The 18,355-nt window shown below is 66.9% G+C and carries 25 protein-coding genes; 9 read left to right on the forward strand and 16 right to left on the reverse strand.

Annotated features, from left to right (window positions below; translation table 11 throughout):
* Positions 1–62: 62 nt before the first annotated feature.
* The 7 genes from DQW85_RS45285 to DQW85_RS42375 are packed head-to-tail and all read right to left on the reverse strand — an operon-like array spanning position 63 to position 6,180.
* Positions 63–236: a hypothetical protein gene (locus DQW85_RS45285; protein WP_162795825.1), complete on the reverse strand. Its 174-nt coding sequence runs from the start codon at positions 234–236 to the stop codon at positions 63–65.
* The gene (locus DQW85_RS42350) at positions 233–2,092 is read right to left on the reverse strand and encodes a phage minor capsid protein (RefSeq protein WP_113705374.1); all 1,860 of its coding nucleotides are present in this window, start codon (positions 2,090–2,092) and stop codon (positions 233–235) included. Before DQW85_RS42350 ends, DQW85_RS45285 begins: the two co-directional genes overlap by 4 nt.
* Position 2,093: 1 nt before the next feature.
* Complete coding sequence (locus DQW85_RS42355) at positions 2,094–3,662, reverse strand: phage portal protein (protein ID WP_113705375.1); 1,569 nt, start codon at positions 3,660–3,662, stop codon at positions 2,094–2,096.
* Positions 3,663–3,691: 29 nt separating this feature from the next.
* Entirely contained in the window at positions 3,692–3,949 is a 258-nt protein-coding gene (locus DQW85_RS42360; RefSeq protein ID WP_113705376.1) for a hypothetical protein, read from the reverse strand.
* A 10-nt stretch (positions 3,950–3,959) separates the two neighbouring features.
* A complete protein-coding gene (locus DQW85_RS42365) occupies positions 3,960–4,247 on the reverse strand; it encodes a hypothetical protein (protein WP_113705377.1) in 288 nt (95 codons plus the stop codon).
* Between the two features lie 10 nt (positions 4,248–4,257).
* The gene (locus tag DQW85_RS42370; RefSeq protein WP_113705378.1) at positions 4,258–5,676 is read right to left on the reverse strand and encodes a hypothetical protein; all 1,419 of its coding nucleotides are present in this window, start codon (positions 5,674–5,676) and stop codon (positions 4,258–4,260) included.
* A gap of 21 nt (positions 5,677–5,697) precedes the next feature.
* Entirely contained in the window at positions 5,698–6,180 is a 483-nt protein-coding gene (locus DQW85_RS42375) for a hypothetical protein (RefSeq protein ID WP_113705379.1), read from the reverse strand.
* A 233-nt stretch (positions 6,181–6,413) separates the two neighbouring features.
* On the opposite strand from DQW85_RS42375, the gene DQW85_RS45290 reads away from it, so the two are divergent.
* On the forward strand, positions 6,414–7,028 hold the full coding sequence (locus DQW85_RS45290) for a hypothetical protein (RefSeq protein WP_162795826.1): 615 nt from the start codon (positions 6,414–6,416) through the stop codon (positions 7,026–7,028).
* Here the strand turns inward: DQW85_RS45290 and DQW85_RS42380 are convergent.
* From DQW85_RS42380 to DQW85_RS42400, 5 genes are read right to left on the reverse strand one after another with little or no spacing between them, the layout of a single operon-like run.
* Entirely contained in the window at positions 6,996–8,282 is a 1,287-nt protein-coding gene (locus DQW85_RS42380; RefSeq protein WP_113705380.1) for a PBSX family phage terminase large subunit, read from the reverse strand. The genes DQW85_RS45290 and DQW85_RS42380 overlap by 33 nt on opposite strands.
* Positions 8,279–8,773 carry a hypothetical protein gene (locus DQW85_RS42385; protein ID WP_113705381.1) on the reverse strand — a complete coding sequence of 165 codons (495 nt, stop codon included), beginning with the start codon at positions 8,771–8,773 and terminating at the stop codon, positions 8,279–8,281. Before DQW85_RS42385 ends, DQW85_RS42380 begins: the two co-directional genes overlap by 4 nt.
* A gap of 35 nt (positions 8,774–8,808) precedes the next feature.
* A complete protein-coding gene (locus DQW85_RS42390) occupies positions 8,809–9,528 on the reverse strand; it encodes a ParB/RepB/Spo0J family partition protein (protein WP_113705382.1) in 720 nt (239 codons plus the stop codon).
* The gene (locus DQW85_RS42395; protein ID WP_113705383.1) at positions 9,528–9,788 is read right to left on the reverse strand and encodes a hypothetical protein; all 261 of its coding nucleotides are present in this window, start codon (positions 9,786–9,788) and stop codon (positions 9,528–9,530) included. Before DQW85_RS42395 ends, DQW85_RS42390 begins: the two co-directional genes overlap by 1 nt.
* Entirely contained in the window at positions 9,788–10,075 is a 288-nt protein-coding gene (locus tag DQW85_RS42400; RefSeq protein WP_113705384.1) for a hypothetical protein, read from the reverse strand. The genes DQW85_RS42395 and DQW85_RS42400 overlap by 1 nt, the downstream gene beginning before the upstream one ends.
* A 109-nt stretch (positions 10,076–10,184) precedes the next feature.
* Here DQW85_RS42400 and DQW85_RS42405 point away from each other — a divergent pair, with 109 nt between their 5' ends.
* Together DQW85_RS42405 and DQW85_RS45295 are read left to right on the forward strand one after the other, a co-directional pair.
* The gene (locus tag DQW85_RS42405; protein WP_113705385.1) at positions 10,185–10,502 is read left to right on the forward strand and encodes a PadR family transcriptional regulator; all 318 of its coding nucleotides are present in this window, start codon (positions 10,185–10,187) and stop codon (positions 10,500–10,502) included.
* On the forward strand, positions 10,499–11,419 hold the full coding sequence (locus DQW85_RS45295) for a hypothetical protein (RefSeq protein ID WP_162795827.1): 921 nt from the start codon (positions 10,499–10,501) through the stop codon (positions 11,417–11,419). The genes DQW85_RS42405 and DQW85_RS45295 overlap by 4 nt, the downstream gene beginning before the upstream one ends.
* Here the strand turns inward: DQW85_RS45295 and DQW85_RS42410 are convergent.
* Positions 11,409–12,194, reverse strand: coding sequence for a DNA adenine methylase (locus DQW85_RS42410; RefSeq protein WP_113705386.1), 786 nt, complete (start codon positions 12,192–12,194; stop codon positions 11,409–11,411). The two genes, DQW85_RS45295 and DQW85_RS42410, sit on opposite strands and share 11 nt — an antisense overlap.
* A 453-nt stretch (positions 12,195–12,647) precedes the next feature.
* Here DQW85_RS42410 and DQW85_RS42415 point away from each other — a divergent pair, with 453 nt between their 5' ends.
* The 5 genes from DQW85_RS42415 to DQW85_RS47420 all read left to right on the forward strand — a co-directional run bounded on the left by DQW85_RS42415 (position 12,648) and on the right by DQW85_RS47420 (position 15,540).
* Entirely contained in the window at positions 12,648–12,869 is a 222-nt protein-coding gene (locus DQW85_RS42415; RefSeq protein WP_113705387.1) for a hypothetical protein, read from the forward strand.
* Entirely contained in the window at positions 12,863–13,234 is a 372-nt protein-coding gene (locus DQW85_RS42420; RefSeq protein ID WP_113705388.1) for an ArsR/SmtB family transcription factor, read from the forward strand. The genes DQW85_RS42415 and DQW85_RS42420 overlap by 7 nt, the downstream gene beginning before the upstream one ends.
* Positions 13,235–13,263: 29 nt before the next feature.
* The gene (locus DQW85_RS42425) at positions 13,264–15,012 is read left to right on the forward strand and encodes a SulP family inorganic anion transporter (RefSeq protein ID WP_113705389.1); all 1,749 of its coding nucleotides are present in this window, start codon (positions 13,264–13,266) and stop codon (positions 15,010–15,012) included.
* A 199-nt stretch (positions 15,013–15,211) separates the two neighbouring features.
* Positions 15,212–15,376, forward strand: a complete 165-nt coding sequence (locus DQW85_RS47415) for a hypothetical protein (protein ID WP_240197786.1) — start codon at positions 15,212–15,214, stop codon at positions 15,374–15,376.
* A 17-nt stretch (positions 15,377–15,393) separates the two neighbouring features.
* Positions 15,394–15,540, forward strand: coding sequence for a hypothetical protein (locus tag DQW85_RS47420; RefSeq protein ID WP_476703630.1), 147 nt, complete (start codon positions 15,394–15,396; stop codon positions 15,538–15,540).
* A gap of 849 nt (positions 15,541–16,389) precedes the next feature.
* Here DQW85_RS47420 and DQW85_RS42435 read toward each other — a convergent pair.
* The 3 genes from DQW85_RS42435 to DQW85_RS42440 are packed head-to-tail and all read right to left on the reverse strand — an operon-like array spanning position 16,390 to position 17,650.
* On the reverse strand, positions 16,390–17,073 hold the full coding sequence (locus DQW85_RS42435) for a tyrosine-type recombinase/integrase (RefSeq protein WP_162795828.1): 684 nt from the start codon (positions 17,071–17,073) through the stop codon (positions 16,390–16,392).
* Between the two features lie 49 nt (positions 17,074–17,122).
* The gene (locus DQW85_RS45300) at positions 17,123–17,359 is read right to left on the reverse strand and encodes a hypothetical protein (protein WP_162795829.1); all 237 of its coding nucleotides are present in this window, start codon (positions 17,357–17,359) and stop codon (positions 17,123–17,125) included.
* 9 nt (positions 17,360–17,368) lie between these two features.
* A complete protein-coding gene (locus tag DQW85_RS42440) occupies positions 17,369–17,650 on the reverse strand; it encodes a hypothetical protein (protein WP_113705392.1) in 282 nt (93 codons plus the stop codon).
* Between the two features lie 485 nt (positions 17,651–18,135).
* Between DQW85_RS42440 and DQW85_RS45305 the strand changes: the two genes are divergently transcribed.
* Positions 18,136–18,282, forward strand: a complete 147-nt coding sequence (locus DQW85_RS45305; RefSeq protein WP_162795830.1) for a hypothetical protein — start codon at positions 18,136–18,138, stop codon at positions 18,280–18,282.
* The last annotated feature ends 73 nt before the right edge of the window (positions 18,283–18,355 follow it).

Below are 18,355 nucleotides of genomic sequence, written 5' to 3' on the forward strand. Positions count from 1 at the left end.
CCTGGAGCCGGACATGACAAAGGCCCGCGCCAGGCGGGCCTTACGAGAGACAGATGACCAAGTCAGCGCCCGGCTGGCCGGTACCTGCGGTAGATGCGCACCCACAGCAGCGTGAGCGCGCGTTGACGGTCGTCCCCAGCGGGGTCGTACGGGCAGCCGGTGATCGGCAGCCTCCGGAGCGCGGCGTACCGCGCGGTGGTGATGGCCGCGCGGCGCTCCAGGTCGGTCAGGCTCACCTGCGATCCTCCCTGGTTCGTTTGGCGGCTCGCTTGTCGGAGTCGCGGCCCAACGCCTGCGCCCGGAACTCGGTCAGCGTGAGCCGCGGGTGCTTGTCCCACCACGTCTTCAGCTCGTCGCTCGCGTACTTCATCGCGCGGGCCTGCGGCCCGGACAGCAGCGTCCGGCCGTCGATGCCCCGCTCGCGGCCCTCGGCGTTGACGAGTACCCCGCGGGTGTACCGCTCGGCGGCGATGAACTGGACCTCAATCCACTCGTCGTACAGGCGGCGCGCCACCTGATCGAGAGTCTCACCGGGCAGGCGCTGCGACTCGACATGCGCCCGCGACTCCTCGCGGCGCATCATCTCCGGATCCAGGCCGTACACCTGCGCGTACGCGTCGAACTCGTCCACACCGGCCGCGATCAGCTCCGTGACCTGCCGGTCCTCCTCGGTGCCGTCGTCGTACCACGTCCACGTCTGATCGCTCCGCGACACCTGCTCGCGACGGTCCAGCTCGTCCAGCAACCGCTCCAACGCCGCGTCGTCACCGGCGTCGGAGAATCGCTGCACCAGGTCAAGGACCTGCTCGTCGGGCACCTGAGAGAAGTCATCCGGCAGATCGGCCACCGCAGCCGCCACCCGCTGCTCGCGCTGGGCGTCGCGTTCCTTGGCACGCTGCTCCAAGACCTGTGTGATCCGGGCGACGGCCTGGGCGTCGCCGCCGTGGCGGCCGAGCAGCCCGGCCAGGTCCTCATCCGACATCTGCTCGAGCGACGTCGGCAGTGTGGCCGCCTTCTGCCGGTCACGCCGGACCGGGACCCCGGACTCCTTGGCGTGTTCCTTGATCTGCTTGTTCAGCCGACTGGCGCGGGCCTCGGCCTTGCGCCGATCGTCGGCGTCGAGCGCGACGGTCGCCTGCCGTTTGGCCGAACGCAGGTCCCGCTCTAGTCGCCGCATCTTCTGGGAGTCGCGGTAGGAGGCGGGGTGCGGCTGCACCGGCGGCCGCTTCGTGACACCGGGCAGGTAGGCGCCCAGATTGTGGCCACAGCCCGGGTGCAGCAGCCCTGCGGTTCGGGCCTGCTCGACGGTGCCTTCGACCAGCACGTCCACCATGTCGTCGCTGATGGCGGACTCTTCCTGCCGCCAGCCGATGCGCCCCGACTGGGTGAGGATCTTGCCCTCCCAGACGGCGCACCGCTCGCACGTGAACGGCAGCCTCGTGACGATAACCAGGTCAACGCCGTTCTCCTGCAACGTCGCCAGGTGCCCGTCCACCGCGGCGCGGGCCATGGCCGTACGTCCGGCCATCTCCGCGTACGCGCCGATCGACCAGGACCGGCCGGCCGCGTCAGTGAACCCCGTGATGCCCTTGCGAGCGAACTTCTCCAGCGCTCTCGACGTCGCCTCGCGGCGCGTCTCCGCGCCTGTCAACGCCCGCGCCGTGACTTCGCCGACGACCTGCGAGAACACATCCTCGGTCGCGCGGAGCGCGCCGAGGTGCACGTTCGCGACGCGCTGCACAGTCTGCTTGGCCAGCTCGATCACGCCCTGGCCCTGGCCGATCCCCTTCCGCACGCCCAGCCGGGACAGGTCGGTGACCGCGCGCTGCACGCCGCGGCGCCACGCCGCGTTCACGCCTGCGGTGACGAGCTTGTCCGCGAGCCGTTCCAGCCGGCGCACCACCCGGTCGGCTTCCTTGCGCAGCTCACGCACCTCGGCGAAGCGCGGGCCTTCCCATCCAGGTTCTCCCAGCCGGGCGGCCAAGGCTTCGGAGACGACGCGCAGCAGCTCCCGCTCGGCATCCCAGTAGATCGCCGCCACGGCGCGGGCGTGGTCGAGAGCCGCCTCGATATCCTCCAGCGGCTCGGCCACGTCAGTCCTCGCCGCTCGCTGCCGGAATCAGCTCATCTTCCAGCCGGTCCGGGTCCTGCACGTTCAGGCCGAGCTCGTCGCGCATCCGGTGCATCTCCTCGCGCACCTGGTGATCGTCCCAATCCGAGTGCAGCGTCCTGATCTTCGTTTCCAAGGACACGGCCTGCGCCCGGTTCAGCAGCTCCAGCGTCCGGCCCAGCGCTTCGGGGTCGGGCTGCACGCCGTCCGGCCAATGCACCTCGCCCCTCTCCGCGCTGACCTTCGTGCCGAACACACGGTGATCGACTGACAAGAGCACGTCAGGCAGCCAGCGCAGCGTCGGGTTCCAGTAGCCCGTCTTGCGGCCGCGCGTCGAGAACGACTTCCGCTCTCGGCTGTGGACCTCGGTGGCCGTCATCTGCTTGCCGCTGCCGTCCACCTCGCCGAACGACTGCGCGGAATATCCGGCGCCCCTCAAGATCTGGGCTGTGAGCGCCTTGCCCGTCTCCACGTGCTCCTGGACGCGGATCGCGAACTGACTGACCGTGAGCATGTTGTTCGGGGTCGCGCCTGGCGGCGGCAGCATGGCCAGCCCGCTGTAGATCTCCTGGTCCGGGTCCCAGCTCGCGCCCTTGCCGCGGCCGTGGTTCTCCAGGAAGAGATCAGGCACGATGACGCGGCCCTTGCCGAGCCGGATGTCTCGCATCAGCGAGGTCCACACCTCGTCGAGCGCGTCCATCAGGTGCTCTACGCCCTGGTAGTCGGACCGGCCCAGGCTGGTGCCTCGCAGGAGTCGGTGCGGGCGCATGTTCGGGATGTAGCTGACGAGCAGGCCCTCCTCGTAGAAGCTGTCGAAGCCGCCGTCCTCGTCCACACGGTCGGCGAAGATCTCCGTCTCCGGATGCTCCTCCAGCGGGATCTGCTTGCCGAGACGGTCCTGTGTGCCCAGGTACAAGCCGTGCAGGACACGACCCTTCTCGTGCCGTTCGAGGTGCCGCCACACATGACGCTCCTCCTCGGCCAGCACCCGCCAGAAGGTGACCGCGGCGAGCTTGCCATATCTGAACTCGGGTATCGCGCTGTCCGGCGGCAGCACCGACAGCACGGGGTGGTCGTACATCTCCATGTCCCACCCGACACGCAGATACCCGCCGCCGTACGCGCTGCCGATCTCGGCCGCCTCCAGCAGCGCGCCGTAGATCGCCGCCTCGTGCATGATCTTGTCCAGGCGCTTCTGGCTCGTCTTGCCGGGCACCTTCAGCGTGGGCGGCTCGGCGAACAGCAGGTCGGCCGACGTTGCAGCGATGTCCCCGGCCAGGGGGACGTGCAGCTTGGTCGATCTGACCTGACCGGCCGACGCCGGCGAGCCCCAAAACCAGCGGGTGGCCCGGTTCAGCAGCCCAGTCACACCCCTCTGCGGGCGGTCCCACCCCTTCGGGTCGAGCCCGATGCCGTGTACCTGGCCAGCGCCGTATACCCGCGCGAGCTGGTCGGGATCGCCCGCGTACCACGCCCCCCACTGCTCATACAGCTGCAGCTCGCGCGTGATGTGCGGCGGCGGCCACTCCTGATTTCCGATGGGAAGCGGCATCCCACAGCCTCACTCTTCGATCGGTTCGGTCACGTGCGCGGGGGCCAGAACCAGCAGCCCGGCTCGGCGCCGGGGCTGACGTTGTACTCGTGGAACCCGCCTTGCTGGCCAGGGGTGAACACCCACAGGTGCACGTGGAAGGCGGAATCGAGCGGCGGGACCGCGCCCAGGCGCACCCCTTCGGGGTCGAGCGTTTCCACGTCGGCGGTCACGATCGCCGCCCGGATCGCGTGCAGCCCCTGCTCGCCCCGGTAGCGGACGATGCGGCCGGTCGTCGGACGATCCATGGGAGACTCCTTAGATGAGGTCGATCAGCCCGGCTGGTAGCACCGGCCGTTCGACCGCGCCGGTGATCCGCACCCACGCCTGGTAGGTGCCTTCGGTGAGCTGGGCCGCGCCGGGGCCGATCAGGATGCGGGCCTCCCGCCCGCGACCGCTGACTTGCCCCCATGAGGCGAGCTGCCAGTCCCCCTCGACGGGCTCGACCCCAGCAGTTGTGAAGGCAACCTCCACGCCCTCTGTGCCTGAGGCGCCCTCGATGGGGATGTACAGGTAAACCTTCGACAGGCAGGAAATGCCCTCCACGTGGCCCTCCCTACGTGTGCGGCGAGCATGCCGACCAGCGGATACGTCGCCGTCCAGCGCTCCAGGTGACGCGGGCCGTAGACGCTGCCCACGTCGGCGCGGGTTGGCCCGTCTCCCACCGAGTTGTCGGTGTGGCCGCCTGCCACGCGGTACGGATGATCCCGGCCTTCAGGGGCTGGCTCTTGTGCAGCAGTGGCGTGATCGGCAGCGCCGTCTCGCCGGTACGGGCGTGACCGAGCGTCCCGGTGAACAGTCGGCCGGCCAGGTTGTGTTCGCCAGCCGTGCCGAGCGTGCGGCGGTGGATCTTCCAGACCACGGCAGCCTGGTCACGGTCGAAAGCCGTGCCGAGCAGCCGCACGCGGGCGGGCCGGGCCGCCAGTGCGGCGCTGACGTCCGTGGCCTGACCGACGCGGTAGATCTTTACAGCGCGGATCGGCAGCGCCGACTCGGTCTCCACCGCGGCGTCGACACCACGGCCGCCGCGCACGATCACGGCTTCAGCGTCGTCACCCTCGCGTGCCTGGCCGACAAGCCGAGCCCGGACCGGCCTGACGACGGTAGCGGCGTTGGTCTGCGCGGCGGCTGCGACGGTGCGGACTTTGATGGGCCTGATCGGCTGCGCCGCGCCGGCCTCACCGACCGTGCCCACGGTGCGGCGATGCACCGACTTGATCGAGGTTGCCGTCTCTTGCGAGACGGGCTGAGCGAGCAGCCGCCGCTTGCGCTGTACTACGGGCAGCGCCTGGTGGCCGCCGCCCACCTGACCGACCGTCCGCGTGATGGGCCCGCCTCCAAAAGGGCCGAGCTTGGTCGGGCCGATCGCGAGGTCGTCGAGGTAGACCCGGCCCGACGACTCGCTCGTCACGTGGAACTCCGCCGTGGACGGCTTACCGCCTGGCCAGGCCACCGTCGCCGACGACACGTAGTTCGTGTGGGTCGTGGAGTCGGCGCTGATGTAGGTCCACACCTCGACGGTGCCGTTGCCCGCGGAGTTGATCGTGTACCGGAACTCGATCCGCACCCACTGATCGGCCGGGATCGCCGTCCCCGTGGTGGCCACGTTGCTGGTCGCCGAGCTGGTGTAGACGTAGATCTTGTTGTCGCTGTTGATCCACGCCTTGCTGACGATCCCCGTGGGGCCGATCAGCGCGAACAGAGCGCGAAACCCGGTGAAGGAGCCGGTCCGGTACACGTACAGACGCGAGCAGAACACATCGCCCGCCATCGCGGCCGATTGCCAGTCGACGTGTGTGTCGCTGTCCACCCCTGGGTTGATCACCGCCAGGCCAGGGCCGTGCGTGAACGAGGTGGTGTAGTAAGCCAAGCCGACGATGTTGGTGAAGGCGTTGCCGCTGGCGCCGCCCGAGTTGCCGACTGTGATGGCTGCGTTGGCGGTACCGCCGTTGAAGGAGTTGGTCAGAGTCGTCAAGGCTAGACCCCTCTGGCGTTGCTACACCGGGGTGGCGCGGAAGAACCCCGCAGCGGAGATCTGCGCGAGCACGTCTGACCCGTCCGGCGAGATCACGAAGTCATGGCAGGTGAGCGGGATGATCGCCGAGTCAGGTGAAGCCGCCGCAGGCTTGTAGGCGACGACGAGCTTGGACCAGCCGCCGGAGGCGGCCAGCACGCTCGTCCACGTCTGGTCGGGAATGTCGAGGTCGAGCCTGTCGTTGGCGTCGTCGGCCGCGACCACGTTGAGGTCGGCTGCTGTCAGCGACTTGCGGGCGTAGCCGTTGCCAACCGCGACCTCGTTGGTGGAGCCGATGACGACGTCGGCCAAAGTGTCCTTGTCGCGCAGTACCGCGTCGGTCTCCAGGCCACTGGTGACCAGCGCGGCGACCACCAGCGTGGAGCCGGACGGGTCGGCGTTCTTGACCCGCCAGTAGAACTCGGCCACGCGGCCGAGCGCGATGTTGAAGGTGAAGTCGGCCACAGCGTCTCCCTAAAGGGTGAGATGGTCTGGCGGTGCGGCCCGACCCTGCGCTGCCCCTCAACAGCATGGGGTCGGGCCGCACCGGTCGCTCGACGCGCGTACCGGGGAAGTCCGCGCGGAGCAGGCGCACCGGCCGACCCGCCACAAGCCAGCCACGTGCGCGTCTTCAAAGGGTTCAAACTATGGCCGCGAGAGTTGGCGACAAGAGCGGCCCGCGGGGCGACGCTGTCACCATGACGCAGTCCTGGACCTTGATCATCGCGCCCCTTGGCGCGATGATCGCAACACTCCTGGGAGTTGTTGTCGGTGGCAACGTCAGCAACCGGTCACAGCAAAGGCACTGGCTGCGCGACCGCCAGATGGAAGCCTGCGCCCAGATTCTCCGTGAGTCATCGAACGTGACCATCGAACTATCTATGATGCACGGCCACTGCTCACCACCGGGTACTGCTCCTGCCGCCCTGGACTGGAGACCGTGGAACGAAGCTCTGGCCATGGTGAACTTGATCGGCGCCAAGGAAATCGTCGAAGCGGCTCACACGATCGACACGGTGATATGGCGCATCCACATCCAGGTCAAAGCGGGGCTCGCCACCGGGGCAGAGTGGTTCCCCATGCGTGATCGGATCGAAGCTCAACGGCGGGAGTTCGTCAACGTTGTCCGGCGACACCTCGCAGCGCATGAGCCGCTGGCCAGCCTCGGTGGGCGGCCCGCTTCGGACGACCCCATCTGGGACTCCCATTGGAGACGAGCGGTAGTTCCCGACGAGAAGGCTGGTCAACAGCAAGCGGTGACCTCTCGGCCTGAGCCCAATTCAGAAGGTGGGAACGGGTTCAAGGAGCCGTAGCCACGCGGCTTGCGTAGTGTGCAGCGCGTACCTGGCCGCGTCGAGGGAGTGATCATCCATCTTCACCGGGGCGTCCTCGCCGCGCTCAGCCTTCTTCTCATCCCACGCGTAGCTCGCGACTTCGTCCAGGAAGCCCGTGCAGGAGGCATGGACCCTGAGGTGGTCGGCGGCGATCAGGTTGGACATGGTGCGGATGCCGTCCAGCACGCTGTTGTCGCCCTGCACCGGCCGGTGGCCGTCGCGGTAGAGCTGCGTGATGAACGACGCGGCGGACGGGTCCACGAGCAGCCAGTCCGGCCGCACCCCGCGCGTCCCGGGGCCGTGCGGGTTGGGGATGTTGTCCAGCCAATCCGTGAGCCGCTGCGAGTACTCGGCGTCGGTGAGCTGACGGCGTTCGACGCGGGAGTCGTAGCGCAGCTCGGACGCCAGGTAGATGCGGCGGTGCCCCTTGAGGTCGGGGGTGGAGACGCCAACCAAGATCGCAGAAAAGGGATTGACGGTGCCATAGTCCACGCCCGTCGCAAGCCACTTCTCCATGAGCGGCAGCTCAGTGACGACGTGGCGCTCCTCGTCGAACTGGTCGAAGATCGCGCCCTCAGCCATCACCCAGAGCCCGACGATGAACCGCTTGTACCAGAGCCCGCTGTACTCGCTCTTGAGCGCCTTGACGTAGGCGGGGTCCAAGCTGTGGTTGTCGTCGAGGCGGAAGTGCCAGCTCTTGAGGTCTAGTTCGTGCGCCCGGTCGAGGAAGTCCTTCTTGAGCCAGTGCGATGGCGAGTCCGGGTTCGTGCTAGCGAACAGCTTCGCGCCCTTCACTGACAGGCGGCTGAGCAGCATGTCCCAGAACGGCCGCTCGATCAGCGTGGCCTCGTCCACGTACGCGCCGGCCGCCGTCATGCCTCGCAGGCGGTTCTCAGCACGGGCGTCGTTGCTGGAGATGATCTCGACCTTGCGGCCCAAGATCACAGCAGTCGGTGCCCCGCGGGTGTAGGTGATGCGCTTGGCGATCGGCCCCATGATCGCGGGGTCGGTGAGCACGTCGAACACATTTCTGGCGATCGTGTCGGCGGTTTTGCCAACGATCACGAGCGACCCACCGCGTGGTGCATTCGCGACGAAGATCACCCAGCGCAGCAAGGACGCGATGGTCTTCCCGCTGCGGATGGCGCCCCACCAGATGTTCAGGCGCGCGTCCGACTCGGCGATCGAGCGTTCCTGCTTGGGCGAGAGCCGCACGGCCAGGGTGAGGCTCACGCTTCACCCCCGCTGTCGTCGTACTCGATCTCGCCCTGGATGACCTCGGCTTCGAGGATCACGTCGGTTTCCGGGTCCGGCATGTTGTGGCGGGCCTGAAGCTGAAGAAGCATGTTGCCTAGCAGGCTGACCATGTCGCTGTCGGCCGCGCCATTACGGTTGATCAGATCCAGGCCCAGCAGCGAAGAACGCTTGTTGATGATCTTCAGGCAGGTTTCGACGGCGTTGACCTCGCCCTTGAGCACCTTCGGCCAGACCGCGGCCATCATCCGGTCCAGCCGGTCCAGCTCAAGGTGCAGCAGGTGCTCGGCCGCCATCTGCTCCTGCTTGGCCGCCTTCTGCAGCGCCCGCGTGACATCGGTGCTCGCCGCCTGCGGGCTGGAGTAGCCCAGCCGCTCCGCGATGAGCGTGGGGCTCACGCCAGCGATGCGCATCTGCAACGCCTGGTGGCGGCGCTTGGAGATCTCCAGCTTGCGCTGCTGATCAGCCATGAGGGAGCCGCCCTCCTTGCTCGTATGCGGAACCGCTAACGATCTGCGTGAATTCTCAGCGCTGCGAGCACGATCTCAGGCAGCGGCGCCTCACCGTCCCTGGCACGGATCCGGTCGAGCAGCTCGGTCACCTCGGCGTGCTGGGCAGCCGTCAACGTGACGATCAGCTCCACCGTTATCCCGGTCTTCGGCCGGGGCGCAGACGGCGCAGCCTCCTCGACGTCGTCCTCGTCGGACTCCTCGTCCTCGAGGTCGCCGTCACCGCCTTCGCCCTCGTCCTCGGCCGCGGTGGCCGGAGCGGACCGCGCTGGCGGTTGCGGCGTGGCCGCCTCGTCGGCGATGACATCGATCTCGCCCGCCAGGTCGTCGAGCAGGTCCGCCAGGTCCTCGTCACGCCAGCCGGTCCCGTCGAGGTCGGGCAGCCCTTGCAGCAACTCGACAAGCTTGGTGTCGTCGTAGCCGCCGAACTCTCCGAGCCGGTTGTCGGCAAGCAGGATGCGCAGCGCGGTGTCGTCGTCTACGTCGAGCACCACGGCGGGGATCTTCTTCAGCCCGGCCTTGGTCGCACCGCGCCAACGGTGCTCACCCGCGATGATCCGCATCCGCGACGACTGTACGACGACTGAGCCGTAGAAGCCGAACCGCTTGATCGAACCGGCGATGAGGTCTATGTCGCCCCGGTGGGGGTTGTCAGGGTGCGGCTCCAACTCGTCGACCCGGACCATGCGGTACTCCTGCGTGGCGATCTCCGCCATCACATCCCCTCCGCATACGGCGTAGTGAGGTCGTCGAACGGTACGTGGTCGACCACGTGCGGCAGCTCCGGTTCGACGATCTCGACGGTCTGGTCAGTCACCCAGACGCCCCGCGCGCCGATCTGCTCGGCGAACACCGCCATGGCAGGCTCCAACCAGCCGTTGTCGTCGCGCTGCACCTGGTCCACGATGAGCGCGAACGGTTCCTCGCTGACACCGCCGAGCTCCATCAGCGGGAGCCGTAGGATCTGGATGCGCACTACTCGGCCACCGGCGCGTAGCCGCGCTCGAAAACTGACCGCGGCGTAGGCCAGAACGCGCCGCTGCCGTCGTGCACAATGTAGTCGCCCAGCGCCGCCCGCCGCATGCCCTCAGGGGTCTGCACGTCGAGGTACTCGGCGGACCGGCCCGGGAGCGCAGGTTGGCCGACGATGCCGCGCAGCTTGGAGTGTTCGTTGATCCACTTCACGATGTCGTCCAGGTCGTAGCCGTTCACCTCGACCGCCTCGACGATGTCGTTGGTCGGGTTGTAGTGCTTGACCTCCATGCTCAGGCCTCCAAATCAATGCCGAGGTTCACAAGACTTGCCGACGAGGTCTTTCTCTACCTAGGGGCTTGGTAGAGTACGACCCATGTCTCAACAGGCAGGGCCGCGCATGACGCTGCCCACTCAACTGGTTCTTCGAGCCCTGCTCGAAGAACCCGACCGCGAGATGTACGGGTTGGAGATCTGCGCTGTAGCCGGGCTGCCGACGGGCACCATCCATCCGATCCTCGCCCGCTTTGAGGGGCTGGGCTGGCTGACGTCCCGCTGGGAAGAAGGCGATCCTCATGAGCAAGGCCGCCCACGCCGCCGCTACTACCGGCTTACGCCAGACGGAATGGAGAAGGCTCGCCAGGCACTCGCCAATGCGCAAAACAAGGTGGCCCACCTTCAGCACATGAGAGGCCGACTGGCCGGAGGTGCGGCTTGATCTCCCCCGGACTCAATCCCACCAAAAGAGCGAGAAAAGCCGCGTCCATGGTTCGCTTTCTCGCCCTCGGGCTCGTCAAAGATTTTGAGCTGCTGCTCAAGCTGGTCCGTGACGGCGGCAGAACACCCGAGAGCCGAGACCAGAGTCAACAACTTGCGAAAACGTCTCAACGAGTACAAGAGCTTCTCGCTAGCCTAGAAGTCCTTCAACATTATGATCCTGGCATTTGGAATAAATGCCTTCCACCCATTCTTGCTCTCGACTCACTAAGGACGTCATCTCGGATAGAGCAGATCATAGCTGTTGAAGGAGCAATTGAGGGTGCTCTAATTTTGGCAAAAGTCATGAGCGGCATGATTGAGCCCCTGCCGCCAACCGAGGTGTCGTACTCGCTGCGTCCTTCGTCGCGCATAATGCAATCCGCAGGCCGGCTGAACAGAAGACACGAGCCGGTTGCGGCGGCAAACTCGGCTGCACGGATCGTCGCCCTCTCGATGCACATTCTTCCGGTTGAGCATAGAACCCGCTATAGCGAGGAGATCCGGAGCGAGCTTTATGACCTCGCTCAGATGAAAGCTACGCCTGCCATGCAGATCTACTATGCTTTCCGTCAATTCGGCAGAATATGGGCTTTGCGTGGCGCGCTTAAGCGACCAGCAACGCGCCCTTCGGAAAAGCTGTTCCGAGCAATGTGTTGGGTGCTTTCCTCAGAGCGTCGCACTTGGCTATTTATCGGGACTGTGACAATAGCGGCCTTGATCGACGTAGTCATGAGGCAGGGTTGGGGATCCGCGCCGCTCGCAGCTCCTGCCGCCTGGCTTTTTCACAGCGGCGCCAAGTGGCTTCGGCGACGGCTTGGGATTATGGTTATCGGGGACAACGAGAAGGACGACAATAGTAGCAGCCCTATCGATTGATCCACACTGACTCGGTGGCGTGGCGCCGCTCGTCCGAACTGGAAGCCCGAACGCGATAGTCGATGCGGCGCCACGCTCCGAGCAGTTTGTCGTACATGGCCGAGCGGTAGCCGGACAGCACGATGGTGCTCTTGCACTCCACGAGGAGCTGGAGCAGCCGTTCGTGCTCGGGCTCGCGGTCCATCTCCTTCACATAGTGGCCGGACCCGAAGGCGTTTCTCGTGCTGCGGAGATAGGGCGGGTCCACGTACATCGCAGTCTGCGGTGAGTCCATCCGCGAGATGAGCTCGGCCGCGTCGCAGTTCTCGACGAACGCCTCCCGCAGCCGCGCGGCGTGCCAGCGCAGCGCCGCGGCAGCGCGCTTCGACCCCGCGGGGTTGTTCACTCGGGTGCGGCTCGTTGGCCTGCGCCAGGATGCGCCGGCCTCGCCACTGCGGGACTGGGTGCACTGGATCCACCAGCGGCGGGCTCGCTCAAGGTCCGTCGCGGTGGTGTCGTTGAGCTCGGCGGCCTGGTGCTCGGCACGGGCGTACGGCGTCAGCTCGACCGCGCGGATCAGCGCCCGCGGCTGGTCGCGCAGCGTCTTCATGAAGGCGACGAGATCGCCATTGATGTCATTGATCGTCTCGATCTGCACCGGCTTCTTCGCGAAGAACACCGCGGCGCTGCCCGCGAACGGCTCGCAGTACACCTCGTGCGGCCCCAGCAGCCCAGCCAGGAAAGGGGCCAGCCTGCCCTTGGCGCCGTAGTACTGGAACGGAGGGCGCAGCGCCACGGGACCCTCCTCGCTATGGTGACGGAGTGGACGATTCGATCAGGCGTACGAACGGGTCGAACCCGTACGACGAGGAGGCGTATCCGGTCGCGATACCGCCGCTGGTCTCGTACGCGCCGCGATGAGTTCGACGACCGCGCTGTGTTCCTGCTCGCTCGGCGTCAGGTCGGACCTGTCAGGTCCGCGCCGATGTGACCGATCCCACGGAGATGTGGCCAGGCATGTGGCCAGTTCGCTCTGATGTGGCCAATCCGCAGGCCGTACGCGTACGGCTTCGTCCCTGGATTGAGCGAAGCGCTCGCTATGGGCCTGTCGGTAAGGCTGGCCTCACCAGCCGCCATCTGCTGCGTTCGCGCACGTGAGCTGGGTCGGCACAGTCGATCGGCGGAGCGTCTTGCGAATGTTCGCAATTTAGTACATCCTGCATCAGTGAGTTCTGACGCAGGAGGTGTGGTGAGTCAGTCGTTCGTCGCCGCGGTGCAGGAGCGAGCGGCCCGCGCGTGGGCCGCTCTGGATGCCGCACGCCACGACGGCGATGCCGATCAGGTGCTGCTGGCCGAAGCGGACTGGGAGGACGTGCAGCGCTTCGCACGACGCCATGGCGTCCAGATCGGCTCGCCGGCCGAGGTGCCCGGCGAAGGGGGCGCCGATCGGGTGGATGGGCAGGCGTGGTGAACTCCGTTCCCTTGTATGAGGCCAAGGCCGAACTGTTTCGGCTGCTGGGCCACCCGGTGCGGATCCGGGTGCTGGAGCTGCTGCAGAACGAACCCATGCCGGTCCGGGATTTGTTGGCCGCTATCGAGGTTGAGGCGACCGGGTTGTCTCAGCACCTGGCCGTGTTGCGGCGCTCGGGCATGGTCAGCGCGCATCGCGACGGCTCCACAGTGGTCTACAGCCTGTCCGGCGGGGATGTGGCCGAGCTGCTGCGCGCCGCCCGCCAGTTGCTCACCCACAAGTTGGCGGGCCAGCATGAGCTGCTCGATGAGCTGCTGAAGGCGCAGGCCGGTTCGGCAACTGGTTCGGGGGCTGGCGCGTTGTGAGCTCCGTAGTGTCCTCGGGCTGGGCCCGTATGCGTTCGGTGCTGCCCGAACGCGACAAGCTGGCCGCGATGGGCCGTCATCCCCGCCGGGATCTGCTGGCCGGGTTGACGGTGGCGATCGTGGCGTTGCCGCTGGCGCTGGGATTCGGTATCTCCTCGGGGATGGGCGCGGCGGCGGGCCTGGCCACCGCGGTGATCGCGGGCGCGCTGGCCGCCGCCTTCGGCGGGTCCGGGCTGCAGGTATCCGGGCCGACCGGGGCGATGACCGTGGTGCTGGTGCCGATCGTGCACACCTACGGCGCCTCGGGGGTGCTAACGGTCGGGATGCTGGCCGGGCTGATGCTGATCGCGTTGGCGCTGGCCCGGGCGGGCCGGTATATGGCGCTGGTGCCCGCGCCGGTGGTGGAGGGTTTCACTCTCGGCATCGCCTGTGTCATCGCGCTGCAGCAGATCCCGTCCGCGCTCGGCGTGCCGATCCCTGACGGCGACCGGGTACTGGTGGTGGCCTGGCACGCCGTGCAAACCTTCCTGGCCGAGCCGTCTTGGTGGGCGCCGGTGATCACGCTGGCGGTGACCGGGCTGATGCTGGCCGGTGCCCGCTGGCGGCCCACCGTGCCGTTCTCGCTGCTTGCGGTGGTGGCCGTCACCGTGGTGACAGAGCTGACCCAGGCGCCGCTGACCCGGATCGGCGCGTTGCCCGCCGGGCTGCCCGCACCGTCACTGGCCTTCCTCGATGTAGCGGCACTCGGCTCGCTGCTGGCCCCCGCTGTGGCCGTGGCTGCGCTGGCCGCGCTGGAGTCGCTGCTGTCGGCGGCGGTGGCCGATGGCATGAGCGTCAGCCACAAGCACGATGCGGACCGCGAGCTGTTCGGCCAGGGGCTGGCCAACCTGTTCACCCCGTTGTTCGGTGGCGTGCCGGCCACCGGCGCCATCGCTCGCACCGCGGTCAACGTGCGTTCCGGCGCCACCTCCCGGCTGGCCGCGTTCGCCCACGCCGCGATCCTCGCCGTGATCGTCTACCTGGGGGCCGGTTTGGTCGCCCGCATCCCGCTGGCCGCGCTGGCCGGGGTGTTGCTGGCCACCGCTGTGCGGATGGTCGAGGTCGGCTCGGTCAAGGCGATGGCTCGCGCCACCCGCGGCGACGCGATCGTGCTGGCGCTGACGGCGCTGGCCACGCTGGCCTTGGATCTGGTCCAGGCGGTCATCCTCGGGCTGATCGTGGCCGGCGCGCTGGCGTTGCGCGCCATCGCGCGCAACGTCCGCCTGGATGAGACCCCGATCCGCGCCGATCTGCCGGGGGATCACACCGAGCAGGAGCACGCGCTGCTGGCCGAGCACATCGTCGCCTACCGGCTGGACGGCCCGCTGTTCTTCGCCGCCGCCCACCGCTTCTTGCTGGAGCTGTCGGAGGTTGCCGCCGTCTCCGTGGTGATCTTGCGGATGTCGCGTGTCACCACCGTCGACGCCAGCGGCGCGCTCATCCTGGGCGATGCCATCATCCGGCTGGAACGCCGCGGGATCACCGTGTACGTCTCCGGCATCCGCGATGGCCACCACCAGGCATTGCACGCCCTGGGCGTGATCGCCCGGCTCGATGCGGCCGGGCACGTGTTCGCCTCCACCCCCGAGGCCATCACCGCCGCCCGTGACCACATGTGTCATCACGGAATGCTGCCAGACACCCCCGGCCTTCCTTCCGACACCGTGCCACCACGCAACCCGTTACGGGAAAGAGGTGTTCCAGGTGAAGACGCGGTCGCCTCGCCCGGCCGCCCATAGCGAAGTGCCGATTTGCCGATAGGCATCGGCACTTCGCCGGTTTCGGGGACCTTCTGATGCCGGTTCGTCCAGGATGGAAGGGCCTCTCGGGGAGGAAAATGCCGCCTCCGGCTGTTCTCGGCACTTTCCGCGCAGACAAGCCCGCGGCGGCCGGCAGGCCGCCATCTTCCTTGAGCGTAGAAGAGGGATCGGCACCCCGATGGCGCGCACCCTGGACGAAGACGAGCTGATCGAGCATTGGCTGCTGATCGGCAAGGAGCCGGATCTGCTGACCGGCCGGACCCGCCCGTCCAAGCTGGCGCTGGCGTTGGGGCTGAAGGCCGCACCGCCGAGCGCCACCGGGCGCAGATCCGCACATTCCTGAACTTCGGCGAATGCACCGTGGCCGATGCCGAACGGCTGACGCACTGGCTGGCCACCAACGTGTGCGAGCGGGAGCGGCGAGCCGATCGGGTGCGTGAGGCGCTGCTGGCTCAACTGCGGGAGGAACGCCTGGAGCGGCGACCCGCCTGCGAATCAGTCAGCTGATCGGCTCAGCGCTGAGCCGCTCCGAAACGGCCCTGACCACGAAGATCGTCCCCCGGATGCCGCACCTCGCTGGAGATCCACTCCAAAATTGCGCTCGGACCCGCCCAGGAAACCTACGACGGCGTCATCGACCAGTTCCCCGTGTAGATAACCTTTAACACCCCTGTCTACCTGCGAGAACGCATCAGATGGCGGCTGGTGGATCCGTCCTTACCGACAGGCCCTATGCCGGTCGGCTCCGGAAAATGGCCACATCTGTTGAAAGGATCGGGACGCGATCCGTTCGAGGAGAAGTGGCCCCCCGCAGGTCGAAGCATGATCATTGGCCATGTCGGCGCGGGCCTGACAGGACCGAAGGAGTGGGAGGGCCTGGTGAGTGGGTAGTCACCACGCGGTCGGGCGCTGGCGCGGTGCACCAGAAGTTCGTCGAGTGGGTGCCGGGCGAGCAGTTGCACCAGGTCCGGCAGAGGCCCTGCGCGACCGGTACAAGAAGGTGCCCCGGTTCAAGCGATGAGTTAATGAAGCTCCGACCAGGAGAAACGCGCTCTGCTCGATTCTGAGACGTCGCTGCTCGGACCTTTCCCCCTTGCATGCGAACGCGCGAGATAGGCGCTCTGCCTTGATCACAGCGCGCCTATCTCGCGTGATCCTTGGTCCGATCACTCATGATCCGAACATGTGTACCCTTGATGTTGCTTCACCCGAGCAAAGGGAGCCCTGCGGAGAGCGGGGACGCATCGTTCCCAGCCGGATAAGCCTGAAAGGCGTCCGATGCGTGACCCTGAGAAGGGATGAGCGACGGCGAGGAAGAACGCCGGTGGCCTGCTCGCGACGGGTCACCGACTTTCGTCATTCGATCGCCGACGCCACCAACTGGGAAGGATCTCTTTCGAGTTGGTCCGCCGTGTGCAGATAGATCATTGTTGTGTTCAGGCTCTCATGATCGAGAGCTTCCTTGATGTCCATCGGGTTCGCGCCCAGGTCCTTGGCGATCGACGCCCAGGTGTGCCGCAGGACGTGCGGCGTCACCTTTGCCTCGATCCCGGCCTGACGCCCGATCCGCGTCACCAGCTCCGACACTGACGACCGGTAAAACCGGCCGCCCGTGTCCGTGACGAAGATTCGCCCCTGCAGCTCGGCCACCTCGACGCCGGCGCGGCGCGCCCGGTCCTCCAGGTAGCGGTCGAGCGCGTACGCGGTCTCCACTGGCAGACGCCTGATCTTCGGCTTGTCGCCCTTGCTGACGATCCGCAGTGTCCGCATCCCGCGCGCCCAGCCGAGCGCGTCGAGCTCGGCCGCGATGGCCTCCTCCGCCCGGATCCCGGTATGGACCAGAACCCGGATGAACGCCGCGATACGCAGCCGGGCCGGCCCGAAGTCGGCGTCGGCCGCAGCCACCAGGTGGTACGCCTCGTCGCGGGTCAACGCAGTCGTCTCGCTCCGGTTGCGCTGCACCTTCGGCCGTCGCGTCGCCTTGAACCGGTTGGCGTCGATCACTTCCTCGTCAAACAGGTAGTCGTACCACGACGACACCCCCCGAGAGGTGCCGCGCCATCGTCTTCGCAGGGATCGACGCTCTGGCCTAGAGTTCAAGCCACCGCTTGTAGACGTCACCGTGCGCCTTGCGCGCCTTGAGCGGGTTGAGGCCGGTCTCGGTACAGAAGGCGAACCACCGCTCGATCTCGCGCCGGTAGGCGTCTCGCGTGTTCGGCGACTCGTACGACAGCAGCCACGCCATGGTGAGGTCCTGGGCGTAGCCGAGCAGGGCCGGCGGCAACGCGAGTGTGCCACCGTGCGCTGAGGCCAGGTCAGCCGTCATTATGTGTCCTCACCATGACGGGTCTGAGCGGTAGTCGGCGACGACCACTCCTTTGCGCCGGATCTGCACCACCTCAACCTTGATGTCCACACGGGTGACATGCGCCATTGCCATCTGTTCGGCGACTTGGCGTATAGGAAGTGAGCAGACCGTCGCCCAGCCACGGGTGCCGTCCTCGTGTTGGGCGGCCAGGACAGCGACTTCATACAGGTCGTCTCCAGCGGCGCCATCGATGTCCGCCTGGCTTGTCATGGCCTGTGTGTCAGGGTCGCTGTTGTGAGCGATCTGCATGATCGTACCTTGAGGAGGAAGGGCATGGGCCCCACAGCCTAACAAAAATGATCAATGGTCATAACGAGGATTATGGGGGGAATAAAACGATGATGGTCGGGACTCCGCAGCCTCCCCACCTGCCCCTAGCCGTCCCCGTCAACATCCTGTCCGACCCCATCGGACCGAAGTGACTGCACCTGGCGCTCTCGGCAAGGAAAGCCGATCAACGTCTCGCCCCGATAAGGGAACTTATCACCACCCAGAGCGGATCTCCCACCAACCTCCCGAGACGGACAACAAGAAGTTACTCGCAGGTAACCGTGCCGAGAAATGCGCACCCTGCGCACCACCGAGGCAGACTAGAAGCCAGGCGAGACGGTACGGCTCCGGTCCCGCCAAGACTGTAATTCCATACCGATCACCACGCGGCCCGTCGCCACCGTCTAAGAACCTGGCGGAGCCACCGACATTCGGCAGCGTGGAGTGACCGGCATGGGGTTCAGGTGCAGAAGCTGCGCGATTTTCGCCAACTCATTGATGAGCTCATCCTCACCGCCGCCGCCATCTGCGGGGCTATCAGCATGCTCGCAGTCATCCTCTTCCTTACGATCAGCGGCATCATCGCGCTCCTCAACCTCCTCCTCCGCTAATCCGAAAATCGGAGAGCAAGCATGCAGACGGCAGCCAACCCCGGCGGACGACGGTGCGTCGGGGTGGGTGATC

Source organism: Nonomuraea lactucae (genome assembly GCF_003313395.1).
Taxonomy (GTDB): domain Bacteria; phylum Actinomycetota; class Actinomycetes; order Streptosporangiales; family Streptosporangiaceae; genus Nonomuraea; species Nonomuraea lactucae.

Bases quoted from the DNA above. Each gene is read 5' to 3' on its own strand.
- DQW85_RS42385 (WP_113705381.1), bottom strand. From the start codon at position 8,773: ATGGCTGATCAGCAGCGCAAGCTGGAGATCTCCAAGCGCCGCCACCAG.
- DQW85_RS42405 (WP_113705385.1), top strand. From the start codon at position 10,185: ATGACGCTGCCCACTCAACTGGTTCTTCGAGCCCTGCTCGAAGAACCC.
- DQW85_RS47415 (WP_240197786.1), top strand. From the start codon at position 15,212: ATGGCGCGCACCCTGGACGAAGACGAGCTGATCGAGCATTGGCTGCTG.
- DQW85_RS42360 (WP_113705376.1), bottom strand. From the start codon at position 3,949: ATGGATCGTCCGACGACCGGCCGCATCGTCCGCTACCGGGGCGAGCAG.
- DQW85_RS42425 (WP_113705389.1), top strand. From the start codon at position 13,264: ATGCGTTCGGTGCTGCCCGAACGCGACAAGCTGGCCGCGATGGGCCGT.
- DQW85_RS42400 (WP_113705384.1), bottom strand. From the start codon at position 10,075: ATGGAGGTCAAGCACTACAACCCGACCAACGACATCGTCGAGGCGGTC.
- DQW85_RS45300 (WP_162795829.1), bottom strand. From the start codon at position 17,359: ATGACGGCTGACCTGGCCTCAGCGCACGGTGGCACACTCGCGTTGCCG.
- DQW85_RS42390 (WP_113705382.1), bottom strand. From the start codon at position 9,528: ATGGCGGAGATCGCCACGCAGGAGTACCGCATGGTCCGGGTCGACGAG.
- DQW85_RS42440 (WP_113705392.1), bottom strand. From the start codon at position 17,650: ATGCAGATCGCTCACAACAGCGACCCTGACACACAGGCCATGACAAGC.
- DQW85_RS45290 (WP_162795826.1), top strand. From the start codon at position 6,414: ATGACGCAGTCCTGGACCTTGATCATCGCGCCCCTTGGCGCGATGATC.
- DQW85_RS42355 (WP_113705375.1), bottom strand. From the start codon at position 3,662: ATGCCGCTTCCCATCGGAAATCAGGAGTGGCCGCCGCCGCACATCACG.